At 63.5% G+C, this 16,419-nt stretch carries 16 protein-coding genes; 9 read left to right on the top strand and 7 right to left on the bottom strand.

Translation table 11 applies throughout. The features are described 5' to 3' along the window. The first annotated feature begins 2 nt into the window (after positions 1 to 2). A complete protein-coding gene (locus EYW45_RS08230; protein WP_161134891.1) occupies positions 3 to 1,100 on the top strand; it encodes a YheT family hydrolase in 1,098 nt (365 codons plus the stop codon). Positions 1,101 to 1,268: 168 nt separating this feature from the next. Here the strand turns inward: EYW45_RS08230 and EYW45_RS08225 are convergent, their stop codons facing one another. Next, a complete protein-coding gene (locus EYW45_RS08225; RefSeq protein WP_235938967.1) occupies positions 1,269 to 2,807 on the bottom strand; it encodes a M48 family metalloprotease in 1,539 nt (512 codons plus the stop codon). Between the two features lie 65 nt (positions 2,808 to 2,872). On the opposite strand from EYW45_RS08225, the gene galU reads away from it, so the two are divergent. Beyond that, complete coding sequence (galU, locus tag EYW45_RS08220; protein ID WP_161134890.1) at positions 2,873 to 3,709, top strand: UTP--glucose-1-phosphate uridylyltransferase GalU; 837 nt, start codon at positions 2,873 to 2,875, stop codon at positions 3,707 to 3,709. A gap of 68 nt (positions 3,710 to 3,777) precedes the next feature. Here galU and EYW45_RS08215 read toward each other — a convergent pair whose 3' ends face one another. From EYW45_RS08215 to EYW45_RS08205, 3 genes are all read right to left on the bottom strand, one after another. Beyond that, positions 3,778 to 4,629, bottom strand: a complete 852-nt coding sequence (locus EYW45_RS08215; protein WP_161134889.1) for a cytochrome c oxidase assembly protein — start codon at positions 4,627 to 4,629, stop codon at positions 3,778 to 3,780. Positions 4,630 to 4,749: 120 nt separating this feature from the next. Beyond that, the gene (locus tag EYW45_RS08210; protein ID WP_161134888.1) at positions 4,750 to 5,088 is read right to left on the bottom strand and encodes a hypothetical protein; all 339 of its coding nucleotides are present in this window, start codon (positions 5,086 to 5,088) and stop codon (positions 4,750 to 4,752) included. A 643-nt stretch (positions 5,089 to 5,731) separates the two neighbouring features. Further along, a complete protein-coding gene (locus EYW45_RS08205) occupies positions 5,732 to 6,181 on the bottom strand; it encodes a TM2 domain-containing protein (protein ID WP_161134887.1) in 450 nt (149 codons plus the stop codon). Positions 6,182 to 6,259: 78 nt separating this feature from the next. On the opposite strand from EYW45_RS08205, the gene EYW45_RS08200 reads away from it, so the two are divergent. The 6 genes from EYW45_RS08200 to ruvA all read left to right on the top strand — a co-directional run bounded on the left by EYW45_RS08200 (position 6,260) and on the right by ruvA (position 11,659). Further along, positions 6,260 to 7,408: a UbiH/UbiF/VisC/COQ6 family ubiquinone biosynthesis hydroxylase gene (locus EYW45_RS08200; RefSeq protein WP_161134886.1), complete on the top strand. Its 1,149-nt coding sequence runs from the start codon at positions 6,260 to 6,262 to the stop codon at positions 7,406 to 7,408. 86 nt (positions 7,409 to 7,494) lie between these two features. Next, the gene (dusB, locus tag EYW45_RS08195) at positions 7,495 to 8,520 is read left to right on the top strand and encodes a tRNA dihydrouridine synthase DusB (protein ID WP_161135392.1); all 1,026 of its coding nucleotides are present in this window, start codon (positions 7,495 to 7,497) and stop codon (positions 8,518 to 8,520) included. A gap of 60 nt (positions 8,521 to 8,580) precedes the next feature. Next, on the top strand, positions 8,581 to 8,820 hold the full coding sequence (locus EYW45_RS08190) for a helix-turn-helix domain-containing protein (RefSeq protein WP_161134885.1): 240 nt from the start codon (positions 8,581 to 8,583) through the stop codon (positions 8,818 to 8,820). Positions 8,821 to 8,899: 79 nt separating this feature from the next. Continuing rightward, positions 8,900 to 10,492, top strand: coding sequence for a bifunctional phosphoribosylaminoimidazolecarboxamide formyltransferase/IMP cyclohydrolase (purH, locus tag EYW45_RS08185; RefSeq protein WP_161134884.1), 1,593 nt, complete (start codon positions 8,900 to 8,902; stop codon positions 10,490 to 10,492). Further along, on the top strand, positions 10,492 to 11,040 hold the full coding sequence (ruvC, locus tag EYW45_RS08180) for a crossover junction endodeoxyribonuclease RuvC (protein ID WP_161134883.1): 549 nt from the start codon (positions 10,492 to 10,494) through the stop codon (positions 11,038 to 11,040). The genes purH and ruvC overlap by 1 nt, the downstream gene beginning before the upstream one ends. 46 nt (positions 11,041 to 11,086) lie before the next feature. Next, positions 11,087 to 11,659 (top strand): Holliday junction branch migration protein RuvA, encoded by a 573-nt coding sequence (gene ruvA / locus EYW45_RS08175; protein ID WP_161134882.1) that lies wholly within the window; start codon positions 11,087 to 11,089, stop codon positions 11,657 to 11,659. Positions 11,660 to 11,663: 4 nt separating this feature from the next. Here ruvA and EYW45_RS08170 read toward each other — a convergent pair whose 3' ends face one another. Beyond that, positions 11,664 to 12,632 (bottom strand): threo-3-hydroxy-L-aspartate ammonia-lyase, encoded by a 969-nt coding sequence (locus EYW45_RS08170; protein WP_161134881.1) that lies wholly within the window; start codon positions 12,630 to 12,632, stop codon positions 11,664 to 11,666. 137 nt (positions 12,633 to 12,769) lie between these two features. Here EYW45_RS08170 and ruvB point away from each other — a divergent pair, with 137 nt between their 5' ends. Next, positions 12,770 to 13,837: a Holliday junction branch migration DNA helicase RuvB gene (gene ruvB / locus EYW45_RS08165; protein ID WP_161134880.1), complete on the top strand. Its 1,068-nt coding sequence runs from the start codon at positions 12,770 to 12,772 to the stop codon at positions 13,835 to 13,837. Positions 13,838 to 14,037: 200 nt separating this feature from the next. Here the strand turns inward: ruvB and EYW45_RS08160 are convergent, their stop codons facing one another. After that, positions 14,038 to 14,544 carry a GNAT family N-acetyltransferase gene (locus tag EYW45_RS08160; RefSeq protein ID WP_202444639.1) on the bottom strand — a complete coding sequence of 169 codons (507 nt, stop codon included), beginning with the start codon at positions 14,542 to 14,544 and terminating at the stop codon, positions 14,038 to 14,040. Next, positions 14,541 to 16,379: a DNA helicase RecQ gene (recQ, locus tag EYW45_RS08155; RefSeq protein ID WP_161134879.1), complete on the bottom strand. Its 1,839-nt coding sequence runs from the start codon at positions 16,377 to 16,379 to the stop codon at positions 14,541 to 14,543. The genes EYW45_RS08160 and recQ overlap by 4 nt, the downstream gene beginning before the upstream one ends. Positions 16,380 to 16,419 lie beyond the last annotated feature (40 nt).

The following is a 16,419-nucleotide window of genomic DNA, read 5'->3' as shown; positions in this document are numbered from 1 at the left end:
ATTTGGCTTCCGCCCGCTTAGACGCCTCGCCCTGCCCCACGCCAGCCTGGTTGCCCGATGGGCACAGCCAGACGATCTATGGCGCGCTGTTCGCACATCATCATCGGATTGCGTTCGTCCGGGAACGCGTCAACACGCCGGATGGCGACTTCGTCGATATCGACTGGACGGGGCCGGGGCTGTTTCCGCACAAGGCGCCAGCCGGCGAATCGATGACGGCCCTGGCCATCGCCGACAAGAAAACGGCAGCGGCCCGCTGGGCCTGCGACGCCGACTGGGCAGCGTTACCCAATACGCCGCTTACGCCTGCGCTGGTGCTGTTTCACGGTTTGGAAGGTGGCAGTAAAAGCCGCTATGCCCAGAGCATCGCCCACCATTTTCGCGCCCGGGGCTGGGTCGTGGCCATTGCCCACTTTCGCGGGTGCTCGGGCACGCCGAATCGTCTGGCGCGCGCCTATTACTCAGGCGATTCGGACGAGGTCAAATTTCTGCTCGGCGCCACGCAGCGGCGCGTGCCGCATGCGCGCTGGCATGCCGTGGGTGTGTCGCTGGGCGGCAATGCCTTGCTAAAATACCTGGGCGAACAGGGTACGGCCATCGAAGGCCTGCATGCCTGCGCGGGCGTCTCCGTGCCCATGGATCTGGTCGCCGGCGGCAACCAGTTGTCGAAAAATTTCTTCAATCGGCATGTTTACACCGCGCACTTCCTGAAGACCATGAAGCACAAGGTCATGGAAAAAGCGCGGCGATTTCCAGGTGCGATCGATGTGATGCGGATCTCGCATGCCCGCGATCTGCGCGACTTCGACGATGCCTATACCGCGCCCATGCACGGCTACCGCAACGCGCTGGATTACTGGACGCGCGCCTCGAGCAAGCCGCACTTGCGCACCATTGCCCTGCCGACGCTGATCCTGAATGCGCGCAACGACCCGTTCATGCCGGCAGCAGCCCTGCCCGGGCCGGCCGATTGCGCCGAGTCGGTGCTCCTGCATCAGCCGCCCGAAGGGGGCCATGCAGGCTTTCCCGCAGGCGCATTTCCGGGGCACCTGAACTGGCTGCCCCAGCGCCTGGGCCGGTTTTTCGAAACCGGACTTTAGGCGCGTTGCATCGGCCTGGTGGCGCCCCTAGGGGAGACCATAGGGGGGCCATATCGGGCCCTGCTGCAGGGTTATCTGATCCGGGCATTCGGGACCTGACCGTAGGGCCCTTCCCGACCGGTATGCCGGAACCCGGCCGCAAACCTATCCGACCGGGCGGCCTGGCGATCAACCCTTGAACCGCTCCAGCAATTGACGTTCGTCGGCCATTTTGTCTTTCAGCTCACGAATCTGCACGTCGATCTGCGACTGCTCGTAGAAATCCTGCGTCATGTTGCGAGCTTGCTGCAGTTGCGACTCGGCCGCCGGCAAAGCGCCCGTCATCCCGTAAAAGCGGGCCATGCTGCGGCGGGCGGCGACGTCGTTCCCACTGCGTTGCTCGCTTTGGGCGAGCAAACGATAAAGATCGGGTTCGTCATTGGGCCATTGCTTGATGCGCTCGCGCAGGAAATCCCGCGCCTGAACCTCCTGGCCATTGCGCGACAGCGCCTGCGCATACGCCATGGCCAAGGCACGCCGTTGCGGCCAGCGCTTGTAAGCCGCCGCGGCAGCGGCCACGGCACCGGCGTTGTCCTTGCGGGCCAGCAGGATGTCGACCTCCAACTGCGCCAAGGCGGGCACGCTGCGCCCGCCGGCCGATGCCTCCTGCCACAAGGATTGCGCTTCGTCGGACCGGTTGCGTTGCAGGGCGATCAACGCCAGACCGTAATAGGCGGCCGACTGGCGCACGCCGGTCAATGCTCGCACCTCGTCGCGCAGTTGTTGTTCGGTACTGCGCTGCGAGGTGGTGTCGCGCCCCTGCAACACGCGCAGCTTGGCACGGATGTAGGCGTAATCGTCGCTGTCGAGGTAGCGCGTCGATGTCAGTTCGCGGCTGCGGTTTTGAATGTCCGACATCCGATCGATGGACAATGGATGGGTGCTCGCCCAAGCGCCCCCGCCCGCCCCTTCGTTCAACCGCGACGCATTCATCAGCAGCGAAAACATGCTGACCATGCCAGCAGGGTCGTACCCCGCCTTCGTCATCATCTGAAATCCGGCACGATCGGCTTCACGTTCGGCATCGCGCGAGAAGCCCAATTGCCGATTGATGGCCGCCGCCTGACCGAAGGCCGCCACGCCGATCGCGAGGTTGCCGCCACCGCCCGCCAGCGCGGCCAGCAAGGCGGCCGCCATTGCACCCATCATTACGGCACCGCTCTGCTTTTGCTGCGTCATGCCGCGCGCCACATGGCGCTGTACGACGTGGCCGATTTCGTGGGCCACCACGCCGGCCAATTCGGATTCGGAGCGGGATGCCACCACGAGACCGCTATGCACACCAATGTAGCCGCCGGGCAACGCGAAGGCGTTGATCTCCGGATCGCGCACGGCGAAAAGCGTTACATCGGGCACGCTTCCTGCTGCAAAGCCCGCCAGTTTTCTGCCCATCGTGGTGAGATACTGATTTACCTCGGTGTCGTCGATGAAGGTTGGGTCGCGCCGCCCCTGGGCCATGATCGCCGCGCCGAGTTGGTCTTCCAGTGCAGGCGATAGCTCGGCGGTGGACGCGGCGCCGATAGTGGGCACCCCAACCGGTTGGGCATACGCCGGAACGAGGGGCAGCATCGGCGCCAAAAGCGTGAGGCTGACGATGCTGGTGATGACGCGGCGGCCACTCATTCGAATGGATGACGCCATCTGGGATGCAGGAATCTTACGGTTCATGCGACTATGATAGCGACAGCCTAAAAAAGTTTTGCACCATTTCTCTTTTGAAGCCTGAGGATTTAATGCGACCGATTCGTAAAGCAGTTTTTCCCGTCGCTGGGATGGGCACTCGTTTTCTACCCGCGACCAAAGCGATGCCCAAGGAAATGTTGCCTGTCGTCGACAAACCGCTGATTCAATACGCGGTCGAAGAAGCCGTCAAGGCCGGTATTACGGAACTGATTTTCGTCACGGGCCGCAACAAGCGTGCGATCGAGGACCACTTCGACTCCGCCCCTGAACTGGAAGCCGATCTCGAGAGCAAGAACAAGATCGAGTTGCTGAACACCGTGCGCGGCATCCTTCCCGCCAATGTGAACTGCATTTACATCCGCCAGTCTGCGCCTTTGGGCCTGGGCCACGCTGTGCTCACCGCCGCGCCCATCGTGGGCAACGAGCCGTTTGCGGTGTTGCTGGCCGATGATCTGATCGACGCCGACGAACCGGTGCTCAAGCAGCTCATCGACGCCGCCATCAAGTACGACGGCAGCGTATTGGGCGTGCAGGATGTGCCGCGCGAAGAAACAAAAAAGTACGGTATTTGCGACGCGCAGCGCGTGGACGATCGCGCCGCACGCGTCACGCACATGGTCGAAAAGCCGGAGCCTGCCGATGCACCCTCCACGCTTGCCGTCGTAGGCCGCTACATTCTCGAACCGGAGATTTTCGATCACCTGCGCAAGACGCAGCGTGGCGCCGGCAACGAGATCCAGCTGACCGATGGCATCGAGGCCTTGCTGCGCGAGCGCGCGGTGTATGCCTATCGCTATGAAGGCCAGCGTTACGACTGCGGCAACAAGACCGGTATGTTCGAGGCCACCGTGGCCCTGGGCCGCAAGTATCACGGCCTCGAGCCTTGAGCTTTCGCGGTAGCGCCTGACGGCGCGGCCTGAAACGAAAAAGCGCATTCGGACGAATGCGCTTTTTTTTATGCTGCCAGTTTGGCTTTCGCGCGCGCCTCGCGATCCACTTTTCGCAGGCGCCCCTTTCCGGACAACCGCATCAGCGTGCCCAGCGCCACGAGCAAACCGATCACCTCGACGAGCGCCGCCGGAATCCACATGGTCAACCCGCCGATCGTCTGATCGGTCTCGGCGCTCATGGCGATCGCGCGGCCGCAGAGTTCGAAGAGCGGGTACAGGTCGCGCTCGGTGAAGGCGATGATTGCGCCCGCCACCATCTGCGGGGCCATCGTCAGAATGGGCGAAATCACACGGCCGCCCGGCGTCATGGCCGCAGGCGGGGCGGGCCGGCGATCGAGGATGAGGTTCCAATACAGAATCCCCGTCACCACCACTGACCAGTTCATCAACCGATACAGACGCACGTCGAGCATCGAATAGAACTGCACGGTGGGAACCAGCCAGATGAGCACCATCAAGACGAAGACGGTGGGGATCAGGATCTTGTGCGTGAGCACCCCTTCCACGCCCCGGCCCACTGCCGTGTGCAGAAACCGGCGCAGCGCGGCGCGCCATGCGAGCGGCAAACCCGCCCGCATCACGGACCCAGGGAAGCCCGCCATCAACAACAGCGGCCCGAGGTGATGCAGGACGAGATGCTGCAACCGGTGGATGAAAAACATGCGTTCGGCGTAGTAATCGACCCGCGTATGCAGCGAGAGATACAACAGCACCATGCCGGTCCAGAAGAACACCTGACGCGCAACGGTGACCCGATGCCGGCGCTGGCCGCGCACAAACAGGACGGCAGCAGCAATGAACGCCAACACCACGGTGGGCGAAAATTCCCAAGGCACCAGCCAGGCGATCAACTCCATATTCGGCATCCGTCAAAAGCCCACGCAAAAAAAGGGCGATGCGTCTCGGCATCGCCCTCTATTGTAGTGATTCGATCGCGTCGCCTCGTCACGCTGGATCGAATCGTGTTTCCAGCCGCTTTATACCGCGCTCGGGCGACGCACCTGCCCGAACTGCACGTGGCGAACGTCGGGGTTGTCACTCAGGCGTTTGGCCTGCGTCATCAAGGCGCCGCGCAGTTCGGGCGGGCAATTGACAGTGATGCGGGCCGATGCCAGCTCCGATTGACCGCTGTGGTCGACCTGAAATTGCGACACATCCAAGCCAGCCGCCTGAAAATCGAGGCAAATCTGCTTGCGCAGATTGCCCAGCTCGGTGCGGGGGCATTCCAGGATCAGGCTCGAACTCGCGCGACGCCGGCTCATGGCAGTCGCACGATCAACGCCGGCACGGCGGAGAAAGAGATCGAATATACGCATAGAGCCTCCTGATGAAAAAGCAGTGATCGGGAAGGACGAGCGAACACCGTTGCCAACATGATCTTGCGCACTCAACGGACGCGCGCAATCGATCCTGCTGGCACTAAAAGGCGAAAACGGTGGAGAAGATGCTGGGCGTCAAGTGCGGCTCGGCAACAATCTGATCGGCGACCAGTTATTACGCGACACAAAAGACTTGATCAAGCTACCCAGAAAGACAAGTTCGGCTCAGTGCTACCCATTGGTGCGACCAATTGGTGCGACCAATTTTTGCGTTCAATTTGTGCGTTCAACTCAATCGTTCAACACTCATGAACACAACACTCATAAACACAACACTCATAAACACAACCACAAGGATCGCGTCGCACTGCTCGCCAGCATGCGCCCGAAAGATCGAACGCTGCAAAACTTGATAGACATCCACCACACCCTGCTTTGACAGGGCGCGGCAGACTGGTGATCTGCAAACCCTGTCAGGCAGCGACGTCGAAAAAAGATCGACTACAACTGTCGCCGGAATCGGTATTCACACGAACACCCCTGAAATTGAAGAATGTTAAGTCTAACGTGTTGGCGGGTGGATGGCAATACTTTGAGCGAGGTTATCGGCAGATCGGGGGGGTGACGAATTGTCGTGCGTCTACAGCACCAAGCCATCCAGCCAACCCATCGCCGTGTACACGTAGACCACGACCATGGCGATCGCGAACATCCCCACGGTGGCGCCTACCAGGGTGGTAAGAATGGCGACCAGTACCGGGCCCCAACCTGTTGGGGCTGACGGGGCGCGCCCTTGATTGAACACGCGATCGAACTTCTCGTCGGTGAAGAGGCACACCACGACGCCCTCGATGAAACCCGCAATCATTGGAATGAAGACCAGAAAGAAGGCGGGGCTATCCCACCACACGGGAAATTGCGTGGACCACGCCAGACACAGTGCCGTGTAGAGCGTCACGCCCCACGCGCCGCGCCGCCCGAGGTACCACCAGTGGGCGCCGAATGCACCGAAAAAACAGGCCAGCAGGCCGGCGACGACCTTTCTGCGAGGCGCGGGCGCCGAGGTGGCGAGCGTGGCGGTTTGCGACATGGGCAGGCACCGGAGATTGAGCGTTGGCCCACGGCGAGGGCTGAACGGTCATTGTATCGGGAGACGCTAAAATGCCGCATGACGTCAGACTTCGACATTGCAATCCTGGGCGGTGGCCCGGTGGGCCAGACGATGGCCCTGCTGCTGGCCGCCCATGCCGCCCATCCTGCTCGCATTGCACTGCTGACGGCCACCCCCGCGCCGGCTGCGGCCCAAGGCGACCCGCGCGTGCTCGCGATGAACCATGGCAGCCGCATGCTCCTGGAGGGACTGAGCGCTTGGCCTGCCCGAACGGCCAAGATCGACACGATTCATGTTTCGCAGCGTGGCCGTCTGGGCCGGGCAGTCATCCGGCACGACGACTTCGACGTTCCGGCGCTTGGCTACGTCACGGCCTATGCCGCCCTGCACGACGCGCTCTCACAGCGCCTGGCGGCAAGCGGCGTCACCGTGCTGGCACGCGGTCCGGCGCACATCGGGCAATCGGACGCCACGGGCGTCGAGATCATCCAGGGCGAGGAACGCCTGCGGGCCGCGCTGGTGGTCCAATGCGACGGCCGTGCGCGCGACGACGTCAAGCGCGATTACGGCCAGCACGCCGTGCTGGCCACGGCCCGCGCCTCGCTCCCCAGGCCGGGTTGGGCGTGGGAGCGCTTCACTCAAGGCGGGCCCCTGGCGCTCCTGCCCCACCCCGAGATCGCCGGAGGCTATAGCGTCGTGTGGTGCTGTGCGCCCGCGCATGCCGCTACCCTTCAGGCAATGGACGCCCATGATTTCAGTGTGGCGCTCAATGCCGCCTATGGCACGCGCATGGGCACCCTCACGGCCAGCGGTGAGCGGCATGTGTTTCCCCTGGCGCTCTCGATGCGACGCGAACAGGTCGAGGGTCGGGTGGTCACCATCGGCAATGCAGCGCAAAGCCTGCATCCCGTGGCGGGCCAGGGACTCAATCTGGGGTTGCGGGATGCGGCCGCGCTGTCCATCGCGCTGTCGCCCTGGCAAGCTGCGCCGGCCATTCCGTTGGACGGCATTCTCAAACGCTTCGCCGAATCGCGCCGGACCGATCGATGGACCACGGCCGGTCTCACCGACCTCATGCCGCGCGCCTTCGCAACGGGTATGGCTCCCATCGAACACGCCTGCGGCGCGGCCCTGATGGCACTCGATCTGTCGGCCACCCTGCGCCGCCCGCTCGCGCGTCATCTGCTGTTCGGCCGCCGCGCGTAGCCGATAGGCGTCATCCCTATTCGCTGCAACGATAAAAATTGTGTCGATGAAATTGGGGCCGAATGGCGACGGTTAAACTGCAGCCCATGCGCATCGGTCAATGGTCCCTCACCAATAACGTGTTCGTCGCCCCCATGGCGGGGGTGACGGACCGGCCATTTCGCCAGTTGTGCAAACGACTGGGCGCGGGCTATGCCGTGTCGGAAATGGCCGCCAGCAATAAAAAACTGTGGGACAGCGTCAAAACATCCCGACGCCTGGATCACGACGGCGAGATCGATCCGGTTTCGGTGCAGATTGCGGGTGCCGATCCGCAGATGATGGCCGAAGCGGCGGTGTTCAACGTGTCCAAAGGGGCGCGGATCATCGATATCAACATGGGCTGCCCGGTCAAGAAGGTTTGCAACGTGGCGTCAGGGTCGGCCCTGCTGCGCCACGAGGACCAGATCGCGCGCATTCTCGACGCCGTGGTGGGCGCGTGCACGCCGTTGGGCGTGCCGGTAACGTTGAAAACCCGCACCGGCTGGGATCGGGAAAGCCGCAATGCCTTGCGCGTGGCCCGCCTGGCCGAAGATGCCGGCATCGCCGCCCTCACCTTGCATGGCCGCACGCGGGCCGATATGTATACCGGCGAAGCCGAGTACGAAACCATCCGTGCTGTCAAGGCAGCGTTGCGAATTCCCGTCGTTGCCAACGGCGATATCGATTCGCCCGCCAAGGCACGGGCCGTCCTCGATTACACTGGCGCCGACGCCATCATGATCGGACGCGCGGCACAGGGCCGGCCTTGGATTTTCCGCGAGGTCGACGCTTTCCTGCAAACGGGTATCATCCCGCCCCCGCCGTCCTACGTCGACATGCGCGATTTGTTGCTCGAGCATCTCGACGATCACTACCGTTTTTATGGCGAATTCACTGGCGTGCGATCCGCGCGCAAGCACATCGGCTGGTATGTCGAGAGCTTGCCCGGCGGCGTTGAATTCTGTGCATCGATGAACACGATGGAATCGACCGTGGAGCAGTACCACGCGGTCGAGCAATGGTTCAGCCAACTGGCGCGCCAACCGGATCCGATCCGGCAGGCCCCGGCGGTTGAAACGTTGGCGGCGTGACGCCGGGTGGCGTCATCCCGAGTATCCCCTGAACGACTGAAAAAAAGATCTGTATTAAAAATGAGCAAGAAAGACGTCCTGGAAGATTGCGTGCGTGCCAGCTTGGAGCGCTACTTCGAAGACCTCGGTGACTCCGAACCGCACGATATGTGGGAAATGGTCATGCGATGCGTCGAACGCCCCGTGCTGGAAGTCGCGCTCGAGCGTGCTGCCGGCAATCAGTCGCGCGCCTCCGAAATGTTGGGCATCACGCGCAATACGTTGCGCAAGAAGTTGCTCGCGCACAATATCCAGATCTAGCCCCCATCACCGCCCTGCGGCCCATCGCGCCGCGGTCCGCGCCCTTCCTTTTTGAATCGCCGCTTCTTCAGCCCCCTTCATGAAAATCGAAACCGCCCTGCTTTCCGTCTCCGACAAGACCGGAATCCTTGAGTTCGCGCGTGCGCTCGCATCGCGCGGCGTCCGACTTCTTTCGACGGGAGGCACGGCCAAGCTGTTGGCCGAAGCCGGTCTCGATGTGACTGAAGTGGCGACCCACACGGGTCAACCCGAAATCCTGGATGGCCGCGTGAAAACGCTGCATCCGAAGATTCACGGCGGGCTGCTGGCGCGCCGCGACAGCGCCGCCCATCTGGACACCATCGCCGAACACGGCATCGATCGCATCGACATGCTGGTGGTCAACCTGTATCCGTTCCGCGAAACCATCGCACGCCCCGGCTGCACGTTCGCCGACGCGATCGAGAACATCGACATCGGCGGACCGGCCATGCTGCGCGCCGCGGCCAAGAATCACGGCACCGACGAAGGCGGCGTGACGGTCGTGATCGATCCGATCGACTACTCCCGCGTGCTGGCCGAGATGGACGCCGATGGCGGTAAGACGTCGTATGCGTTGCGTCTGGCACTGGCCGCCAAGGTATACGCCCACACGGCGTCGTATGACGGCGCGATCGCCGGCTACATGACCAGCCTGGCCGATGCCGCGCCTGTACAGGACGCCGCCCCCGCGCAAACCGCGTGGCCGCGCACGCTGACCGTACAGCTCACGCAAGAGCAAACGCTGCGCTATGGCGAGAACCCGCACCAATCGGCGGCGTTCTATGTGGACAGCACCCGCGCCGCCGGCCTGCTGGGCAACTACCGTCAACTGCAAGGCAAGGAACTCTCGTACAACAACATCGCCGATGCCGACGCGGCATGGGAATGCGTGCGCTCGTTCGATGCCACCGCTTGCGTCATCGTCAAGCACGCCAACCCCTGCGGTGTGGCCGTGGCCGACAGCCCGCGCGCGGCCTACGACAAAGCCTTCAAGACCGATCCTACGTCGGCCTTCGGCGGCATCATCGCCTTCAACCGTCCGGTGGACGCCGCCACGGCCGAAGCGGTGTCGGGCCAGTTCGTCGAAGTGCTGCTCGCCCCGTCGTATGACGGCGCGGCACTGGCCATCCTGGCCGCCAAGAAGAACGTTCGCGTCCTGGAAATGCCTGCGGGCGCTGGCCAGAACGCGTTCGACGTCAAGCGCATCGGCGGCGGTTGGCTGGTACAAACGCCCGACGCGTTTCATGTGCCCCGCGAATCGCTCAAGGTAGTGACGCGCGTGCAACCGACCGACGAACAGATGAACGACCTGATGTTCGCCTGGAAGGTCGCGAAATACGTCAAGTCCAACGCCATCGTGTTCGTGGGCGGCGGCATGACGCTCGGCGTGGGTGCCGGCCAGATGAGCCGCATCGACTCGGCCCGCATCGCGTCCATCAAGGCTGAAAACGCCGGTCTGACGCTGGCGGGTTCGGCCGTCGCGTCGGATGCCTTCTTTCCGTTCCGCGACGGCCTGGACGTCGTGGTCGCCGCCGGCGCCAAGTGCGTGATCCAGCCGGGCGGCAGCGTGCGCGACGATGAAGTGATCGCCGCCGCCGACGAGCAAGGCATCGCCATGGTGCTGACTGGTACCCGCCACTTCCGTCACTGATGCGTATCCTCGGCATCGATCCAGGTCTGCGCCGCACCGGCTTCGGTGTGATCGATGTCGACGGACCCCGCATGCGATACGTGGCCAGCGGCACCATCGTGGTGCCCACCGAACAAAGCCTGGCCAAGCGTTTGAAGGTGATTCTGGACAGCGTGCGCGACATTGCGCGCGACACGCGTCCCGATATCGCCGCCCTTGAAATCGTCTTTCTGAATACCAACCCCGCGTCCACCCTCTTGCTGGGTCAGGCGCGCGGGGCGGCGCTGTGCGCGCTGGCGGATGCCGACCTCGACGTGCACGAGTACACGGCACTGCAAATCAAAAAATCGGTCGTGGGGAGCGGCCGCGCCGCCAAGCCGCAGGTGCAGGCGATGGTGCAGCGGTTGCTCAACTTGAACGGCTTACCCGCGCCGGACTCGGCGGATGCGTTGGCCTGTGCCATGTGTCACGCCCACCTGGGCCCCGTCACCGCGCGTCTGGAAAAAATGGGTGCCTTGCTGGGTGCGGGCCGCAGCCGTCTGCGCGCCGGCCGCATCGTCGACGCCTGACGCGCCACTTCCTTGTTTATGGCCTTGGGCCTCAATCGGATCAACCATGATTGGACGTATTACCGGCAAGCTGATCGAAAAGCTCCCGCCCACCGTGTGCGTGGACGTCAACGGCATCGGCTATGACATCGATGTGCCGATGAGCACCTTGTACGCCCTGCCGGATACGGGCGCGCAAGTCACGCTGTTCATCCATCTGACCGTGCGCGAAGATGCCCATATCCTGTACGGCTTTTCAACGGCGAACGAGCGCGCCACTTTTCGCGAATTGGTGAAAGTGAGCGGTATCGGCGCCCGCACGGCGCTGTCGGTATTGTCGGGGATGTCGGTCGCCGATCTGGCGCAAGCCATCACCCTGCAGGAGCCGGGCCGGTTGATGAAAGTGCCCGGCATCGGCAAGAAGACTGCCGAACGGTTGCTGCTCGAAATGCGCGGCAAGCTGGGTGCCGATCTCGGCGCCACGCCGCACGCGCACAACAGTCATGCCGCCGATATCCTCAATGCGTTGTTGGCACTCGGCTACTCGGACCGCGAATCGCAAGGTGCGCTGAAAACCTTGCCCGAGGATATCGGCGTATCGGAAGGGATTCGCGCAGCGCTGAAGGCGCTCGCGCGTTAGGCCATCAGGCGCCGGCCAGCAATCCGCCGTAGCTCTTCAGATCGACGTTGCCGCCGCTGATGATGATGCCCACCCGTTTGCCGGCCAACGGGAACTCGCCCGACATGGCAGCCGCCGCGCCCAGGCACCCCGTGGGCTCGACCACCATCTTCATGCGCTCGGCAAAAAACCGCAGCATGCCCACGAGTTGTGCGTCGCTGACGGTGACGATGTCGTCCACATGCGCTTTGATCAACGCAAACGTGATCTCGCCCAGGTGCGTGGTGGCGGCGCCATCGGCCAGCGTCTTGGGCGTTTCGATACGCACAATGCTCCCGCTGCGAAACGATTGCTGGCCATCATTGCCGGCTTCGGGCTCGACACCGATCACCTTGCAGTTCGGGCTCAGGGCACGCGCGGCGAGCGCGCTGCCGGACAGCAAGCCGCCCCCGCCCAGGCATACGAACAGATAATCGAGCTCGCCGACTTCTTCGAAAAGTTCACGTGCGGCCGTGCCCTGCCCGGCCACCACATCGGCGTGATCGTACGGCGGGATCAACGTCATCCCGCGCTCTTCCTGAATGCGGCGGGCGACGGCCTCACGGTCCTCCTTGTAGCGATCGTAGGTGACCACTTCGCCGCCATAGCCTTCGGTGGCGGCGCGTTTGGCGGCCGGTGCATCCAGCGGCATGATGATTACCGCCTTCACACCCAGGATCTGCGCCGCCAATGCGATCGCCTGCGCATGATTGCCGGACGAGAACGTGACCACGCCCGCGCGGCGCTGCGCGTCGCTCAACTTTGCGATGGCGTTGTAGCCCCCGCGAAACTTGAATGCCCCCATGCGCTGATAGTTCTCGCATTTGAAAAACAGCGACGCGCCAGAGCGGGCATCGGCGGTACGCGAGGTCAGGACCGGCGTGCGATGCGCCACGCCGGCGAGGCGTTGGCTGGCGGCGACGACATCATCGAAGGTGGGCAGTGCTGAGACCATCTTGCATCCTTGAACGTGTGAGCGGCAAAGGGCGCATGATAGGACATTCCAGCGCATTTGACGCCCCCTCGCTGGTGTACGATTTGTGCCGCGGCCGCACTTTGCGGTCTGCAACCCGGCCTCCAAGATTCCCCGACATGCCCATTCAATCCGACTCCCTCTCGTCGCTTCCGGATCCCGTCCGGCTCGTGACTCCGCAAGCATCTTCGCCCAACGAGGAGTCCATCGAACGTGCCTTGCGCCCCAAGGTGCTCAAGGAGTATGTGGGTCAACATCGCGCACGCGAGCAGCTCGAGATCTTCATCGCAGCCGCGCGGCAGCGCGGCGAATCGCTCGATCATGTGCTGCTGTTCGGCCCACCGGGCTTAGGCAAAACCACTTTGGCGCATATCGTGGCGCACGAGATGGGCGTGCAGTTGCGTCAAACCTCGGGCCCAGTGCTCGAGCGCCCAGGCGACCTTGCCGCCTTGCTCACCAATCTCGAAAAGAACGATGTGCTGTTCATCGATGAAATCCATCGGCTCTCGCCCGTGGTGGAGGAAATCCTCTATCCGGCATTGGAAGACTTTCAGATCGATATCCTGATCGGCGATGGCCCGGCCGCGCGCAGCGTGAAGATCGATCTGCAGCCCTTTACGCTGATCGGCGCCACCACGCGTGCCGGCATGCTCACCAACCCGTTGCGCGACCGCTTCGGCATCGTGTCGCGGCTGGAGTTTTACTCGGCAGACGATCTGGCCAGCATCGTGACGCGCAGCGCGGGCCTGCTGCACGTCGAGCTCACACCCGAGGGCGCCACCGAGGTCGCGCGGCGGTCGCGCGGCACGCCGCGGATCGCCAATCGGCTGTTGCGCCGGGTACGCGATTACGCGCAGGTCAAGGCGGCTGGCGTGATCGATACCGACGTGGCCCGTGCCGCGCTCGCGATGCTGGAAGTGGATCCGCAAGGGCTGGATCTGATGGACCGCAAGCTGCTCGAAGCCATCATTCACAAATTCGACGGCGGCCCGGTAGGCGTGGACAGCCTTGCCGCTGCGATCGGCGAAGAGCGCGACACGATCGAGGATGTGATCGAACCCTACCTGATCCAGCACGGCTATCTGCAACGCACGCCGCGCGGCCGCATGGCCACGCAAACCACGTGGCGGCACCTGGGACTCACCCCGCCTGCCGCGCAAGGCCTGGCGGGCGATCTGTTCAGTTGAGCGTGGTGCGGCGGCTGCGAGCCGCCGCACGGCGTAAGCGCGCGTCAGGGCCTGGATGGCTCGAAGCACTATGTGCGAACCTGCAGGGCTTGAAGCACAGCGTAAATGGCAGCCTGGCTCGAGAACCGCCACGCGAGTGCAGGCGAGTCCAGCGACCGTCGCGGAGGACGTCGCAGCGGACATCGCGCACGTCTTTTACCTCAGCCCGTGTAGGCCAACACGACAAACACCGAACCGTTCAACGTAAATTCGGCCACCTCGCTCATGCCCATGCGCGCATGCGCGTTGAGCGACGCAGCGTTGTCGCGGCGGATAAAGAGGATGCCTTGCCGCCCCGGCAGCAACACGCGCAAGGCGTCGAACATCGCTTGCGCCAATCCGCGGCCGCGGTACTGCGCATCCACGCACACCGGGCCGTAAAGATAGGCGTCGGGCGCCCCGGGAAAGGCGTCGAACGTGGCGCGAACGATCTCGAAATCGCTATTCATTTCGCGCGGGGTCGTCATCAAGAATCCGACCACGCGGCCGCGGTCGCGCGCCACCATCAGCGGCATCGCCTGCAGCATCGCGTGGATGCGCTCGCGGGGCAAACTCGCCGAGAGTGTGCCGCCGTTGCTGACCTCATTGGCCGCCTGAAGGGCCATGATGCCGTCCACGTCGGCCTCGGTGGCACGACCGATCTCGATCTGGTTAGCAGGCACCATCATGCGCCGCGTGCCACTTCACGCAGAATGTCTTCGCCATAGGCTTCGAGCTTGCGCGCGCCCACACCGCTGATATGCGCCAGATCGTCGAGCGACGCCGGCTCGGCCAAGGCGATCTCGCGCAATGTGGCGTCGTGAAAGATCACATAGGCCGGCACACCGTGGCTGCGTGCCACGTCACCGCGCCAGGCGCGCAAGGCTTCAAAACGCGTTTGCGCTTCGCCGGGCAACACGATCGCTTCGGCGCGACTGCGCGTGCCTACGCGGGTGCTGCTGCGCGCGGCTTTTTCCGATTCGCGTCGCAGCATCAGTTGCCGCTCGCCCTTCAGAACGGCACGGCTGTCTTCGGTGAGCATCAGCGTGCCGAAGCCGTCATGGTCGACGGCCAATAAGCGCTGCGCCAGCAATTGCCGCAGCACCCCGCGCCAGGCTTGATCGGATAGATCGGCGCCGATGCCGAACACGCTCAACTGATCGTGCGACGATTGCTTGATGCGCTCGTTCGATTTGCCGCGCAGGATGTCGATGATGTGGCCCGCGCCATAACGCTGGCCGCGTTCCTTCCACAAGCGATACACGGCCGACAGCACTTTTTGCGCCGCCACGGTGCCATCCCAAGCCTCCGGCGGATCGAGGCACACATCGCAATTGCCGCAAGGACCGGTGTGCTGGCCGAAGTATTCGAGCAGGCGCACGCGGCGGCACGTGACCGTTTCGCACAAGCCCAGCATCGCATCGAGCTGCTGCCCGAGGCGGCGGCGATAAGCATCGTCGCCAGGCGACTCGTCGATCATGCGGCGTTGCTGCACCACGTCCTGCAGGCCGTACGCCAGCCAGGCCGTGGCGGGCAAGCCGTCGCGGCCGGCGCGGCCGGTTTCCTGGTAGTAGCCTTCCACCGACTTGGGCAGATCGATGTGCGCGACGAATCGCACATCGGGCTTGTCGATGCCCATGCCGAACGCAATGGTGGCCACCATGACAATGCCGTCTTCGCGCAAGAACCGCGATTGATTTTGAGCCCGCACGGCCGGGCTCAAGCCGGCGTGGTAATGCAGGGCATTGACGCCCTGCGAACACAGAAACTCGGCGGTATCCTCCACTCGCGAGCGCGACAGGCAATACACCACGCCGGCCTCGCCCGCGTGCTCGGTGCGAATCAGCTCGATGAGCTGGCGGCGCACATCGTTTTTCTCGACGATGCGATAGCGGATGTTGGGACGATCGAAACTGGCGACGAAATGCTCGGCGTGATCGAGCGACAGACGCTGCGCGATTTCGACGCGCGTCTCGGCGGTCGCGGTGGCGGTGAGCGCAATGCGCGGCACATCCGGCCAGCGCTCGTGCAGCATCGACAGCCCAAGATACTCCGGCCGGAAGTCGTGGCCCCACTGCGACACGCAATGGGCCTCGTCGATGGCAAACAGCGAAATCCGCCCTTCCGACAGCATGTTCAGGCAGCGATCGGTGAGCAGGCGTTCAGGCGCGACATAGAGCAGATCGAGGTCGCCGGCCAGAAACGCCTGTTCGACCTCGCGCGCCACTTTCCAGTCTTGAGTGGAATTGAGAAACTCGGCGCGCACGCCCAATTCGGTCAGCGCATCGACCTGATCCTGCATCAACGCGATCAGGGGCGACACGACAATGCCGGTACCGGGCCGAGCGAGCGCCGGCACTTGGTAACAGAGGGATTTGCCGCCACCGGTGGGCATGAGCACCAGGGCGTCGCCACCAGCGATCACATGGTCGACGATGGCATGCTGGTCGCCCCGGAAAGATTCGTAGCCAAATACCCGCTGCAGAATCTCGAGGGCGCGCGAGTCTACGTCAACGTCCGACATGGGGGATCAAGAAAAGCATCATGGTCGAGAGTGTAAACCG

This window comes from Schauerella aestuarii (genome assembly GCF_009866805.1).
Lineage (GTDB): Bacteria > Pseudomonadota > Gammaproteobacteria > Burkholderiales > Burkholderiaceae_B > Schauerella > Schauerella aestuarii.
This window is presented reverse-complemented; position numbering and strand designations above follow the sequence as displayed.

What these genes read in the sequence shown, in the direction of transcription:
- EYW45_RS08225 (WP_235938967.1), bottom strand. Translation starts at nt 2,807, where the DNA reads ATGAACCGTAAGATTCCTGCATCCCAGATGGCGTCATCCATTCGAATG.
- galU (WP_161134890.1), top strand. Translation starts at nt 2,873, where the DNA reads ATGCGACCGATTCGTAAAGCAGTTTTTCCCGTCGCTGGGATGGGCACT.
- EYW45_RS08215 (WP_161134889.1), bottom strand. Translation starts at nt 4,629, where the DNA reads ATGGAGTTGATCGCCTGGCTGGTGCCTTGGGAATTTTCGCCCACCGTG.
- EYW45_RS08210 (WP_161134888.1), bottom strand. Translation starts at nt 5,088, where the DNA reads ATGCGTATATTCGATCTCTTTCTCCGCCGTGCCGGCGTTGATCGTGCG.
- EYW45_RS08205 (WP_161134887.1), bottom strand. Translation starts at nt 6,181, where the DNA reads ATGTCGCAAACCGCCACGCTCGCCACCTCGGCGCCCGCGCCTCGCAGA.
- EYW45_RS08200 (WP_161134886.1), top strand. Translation starts at nt 6,260, where the DNA reads ATGACGTCAGACTTCGACATTGCAATCCTGGGCGGTGGCCCGGTGGGC.
- dusB (WP_161135392.1), top strand. Translation starts at nt 7,495, where the DNA reads ATGCGCATCGGTCAATGGTCCCTCACCAATAACGTGTTCGTCGCCCCC.
- EYW45_RS08190 (WP_161134885.1), top strand. Translation starts at nt 8,581, where the DNA reads ATGAGCAAGAAAGACGTCCTGGAAGATTGCGTGCGTGCCAGCTTGGAG.
- purH (WP_161134884.1), top strand. Translation starts at nt 8,900, where the DNA reads ATGAAAATCGAAACCGCCCTGCTTTCCGTCTCCGACAAGACCGGAATC.
- ruvC (WP_161134883.1), top strand. Translation starts at nt 10,492, where the DNA reads ATGCGTATCCTCGGCATCGATCCAGGTCTGCGCCGCACCGGCTTCGGT.
- ruvA (WP_161134882.1), top strand. Translation starts at nt 11,087, where the DNA reads ATGATTGGACGTATTACCGGCAAGCTGATCGAAAAGCTCCCGCCCACC.
- EYW45_RS08170 (WP_161134881.1), bottom strand. Translation starts at nt 12,632, where the DNA reads ATGGTCTCAGCACTGCCCACCTTCGATGATGTCGTCGCCGCCAGCCAA.
- ruvB (WP_161134880.1), top strand. Translation starts at nt 12,770, where the DNA reads ATGCCCATTCAATCCGACTCCCTCTCGTCGCTTCCGGATCCCGTCCGG.
- EYW45_RS08160 (WP_202444639.1), bottom strand. Translation starts at nt 14,544, where the DNA reads ATGATGGTGCCTGCTAACCAGATCGAGATCGGTCGTGCCACCGAGGCC.
- recQ (WP_161134879.1), bottom strand. Translation starts at nt 16,379, where the DNA reads ATGTCGGACGTTGACGTAGACTCGCGCGCCCTCGAGATTCTGCAGCGG.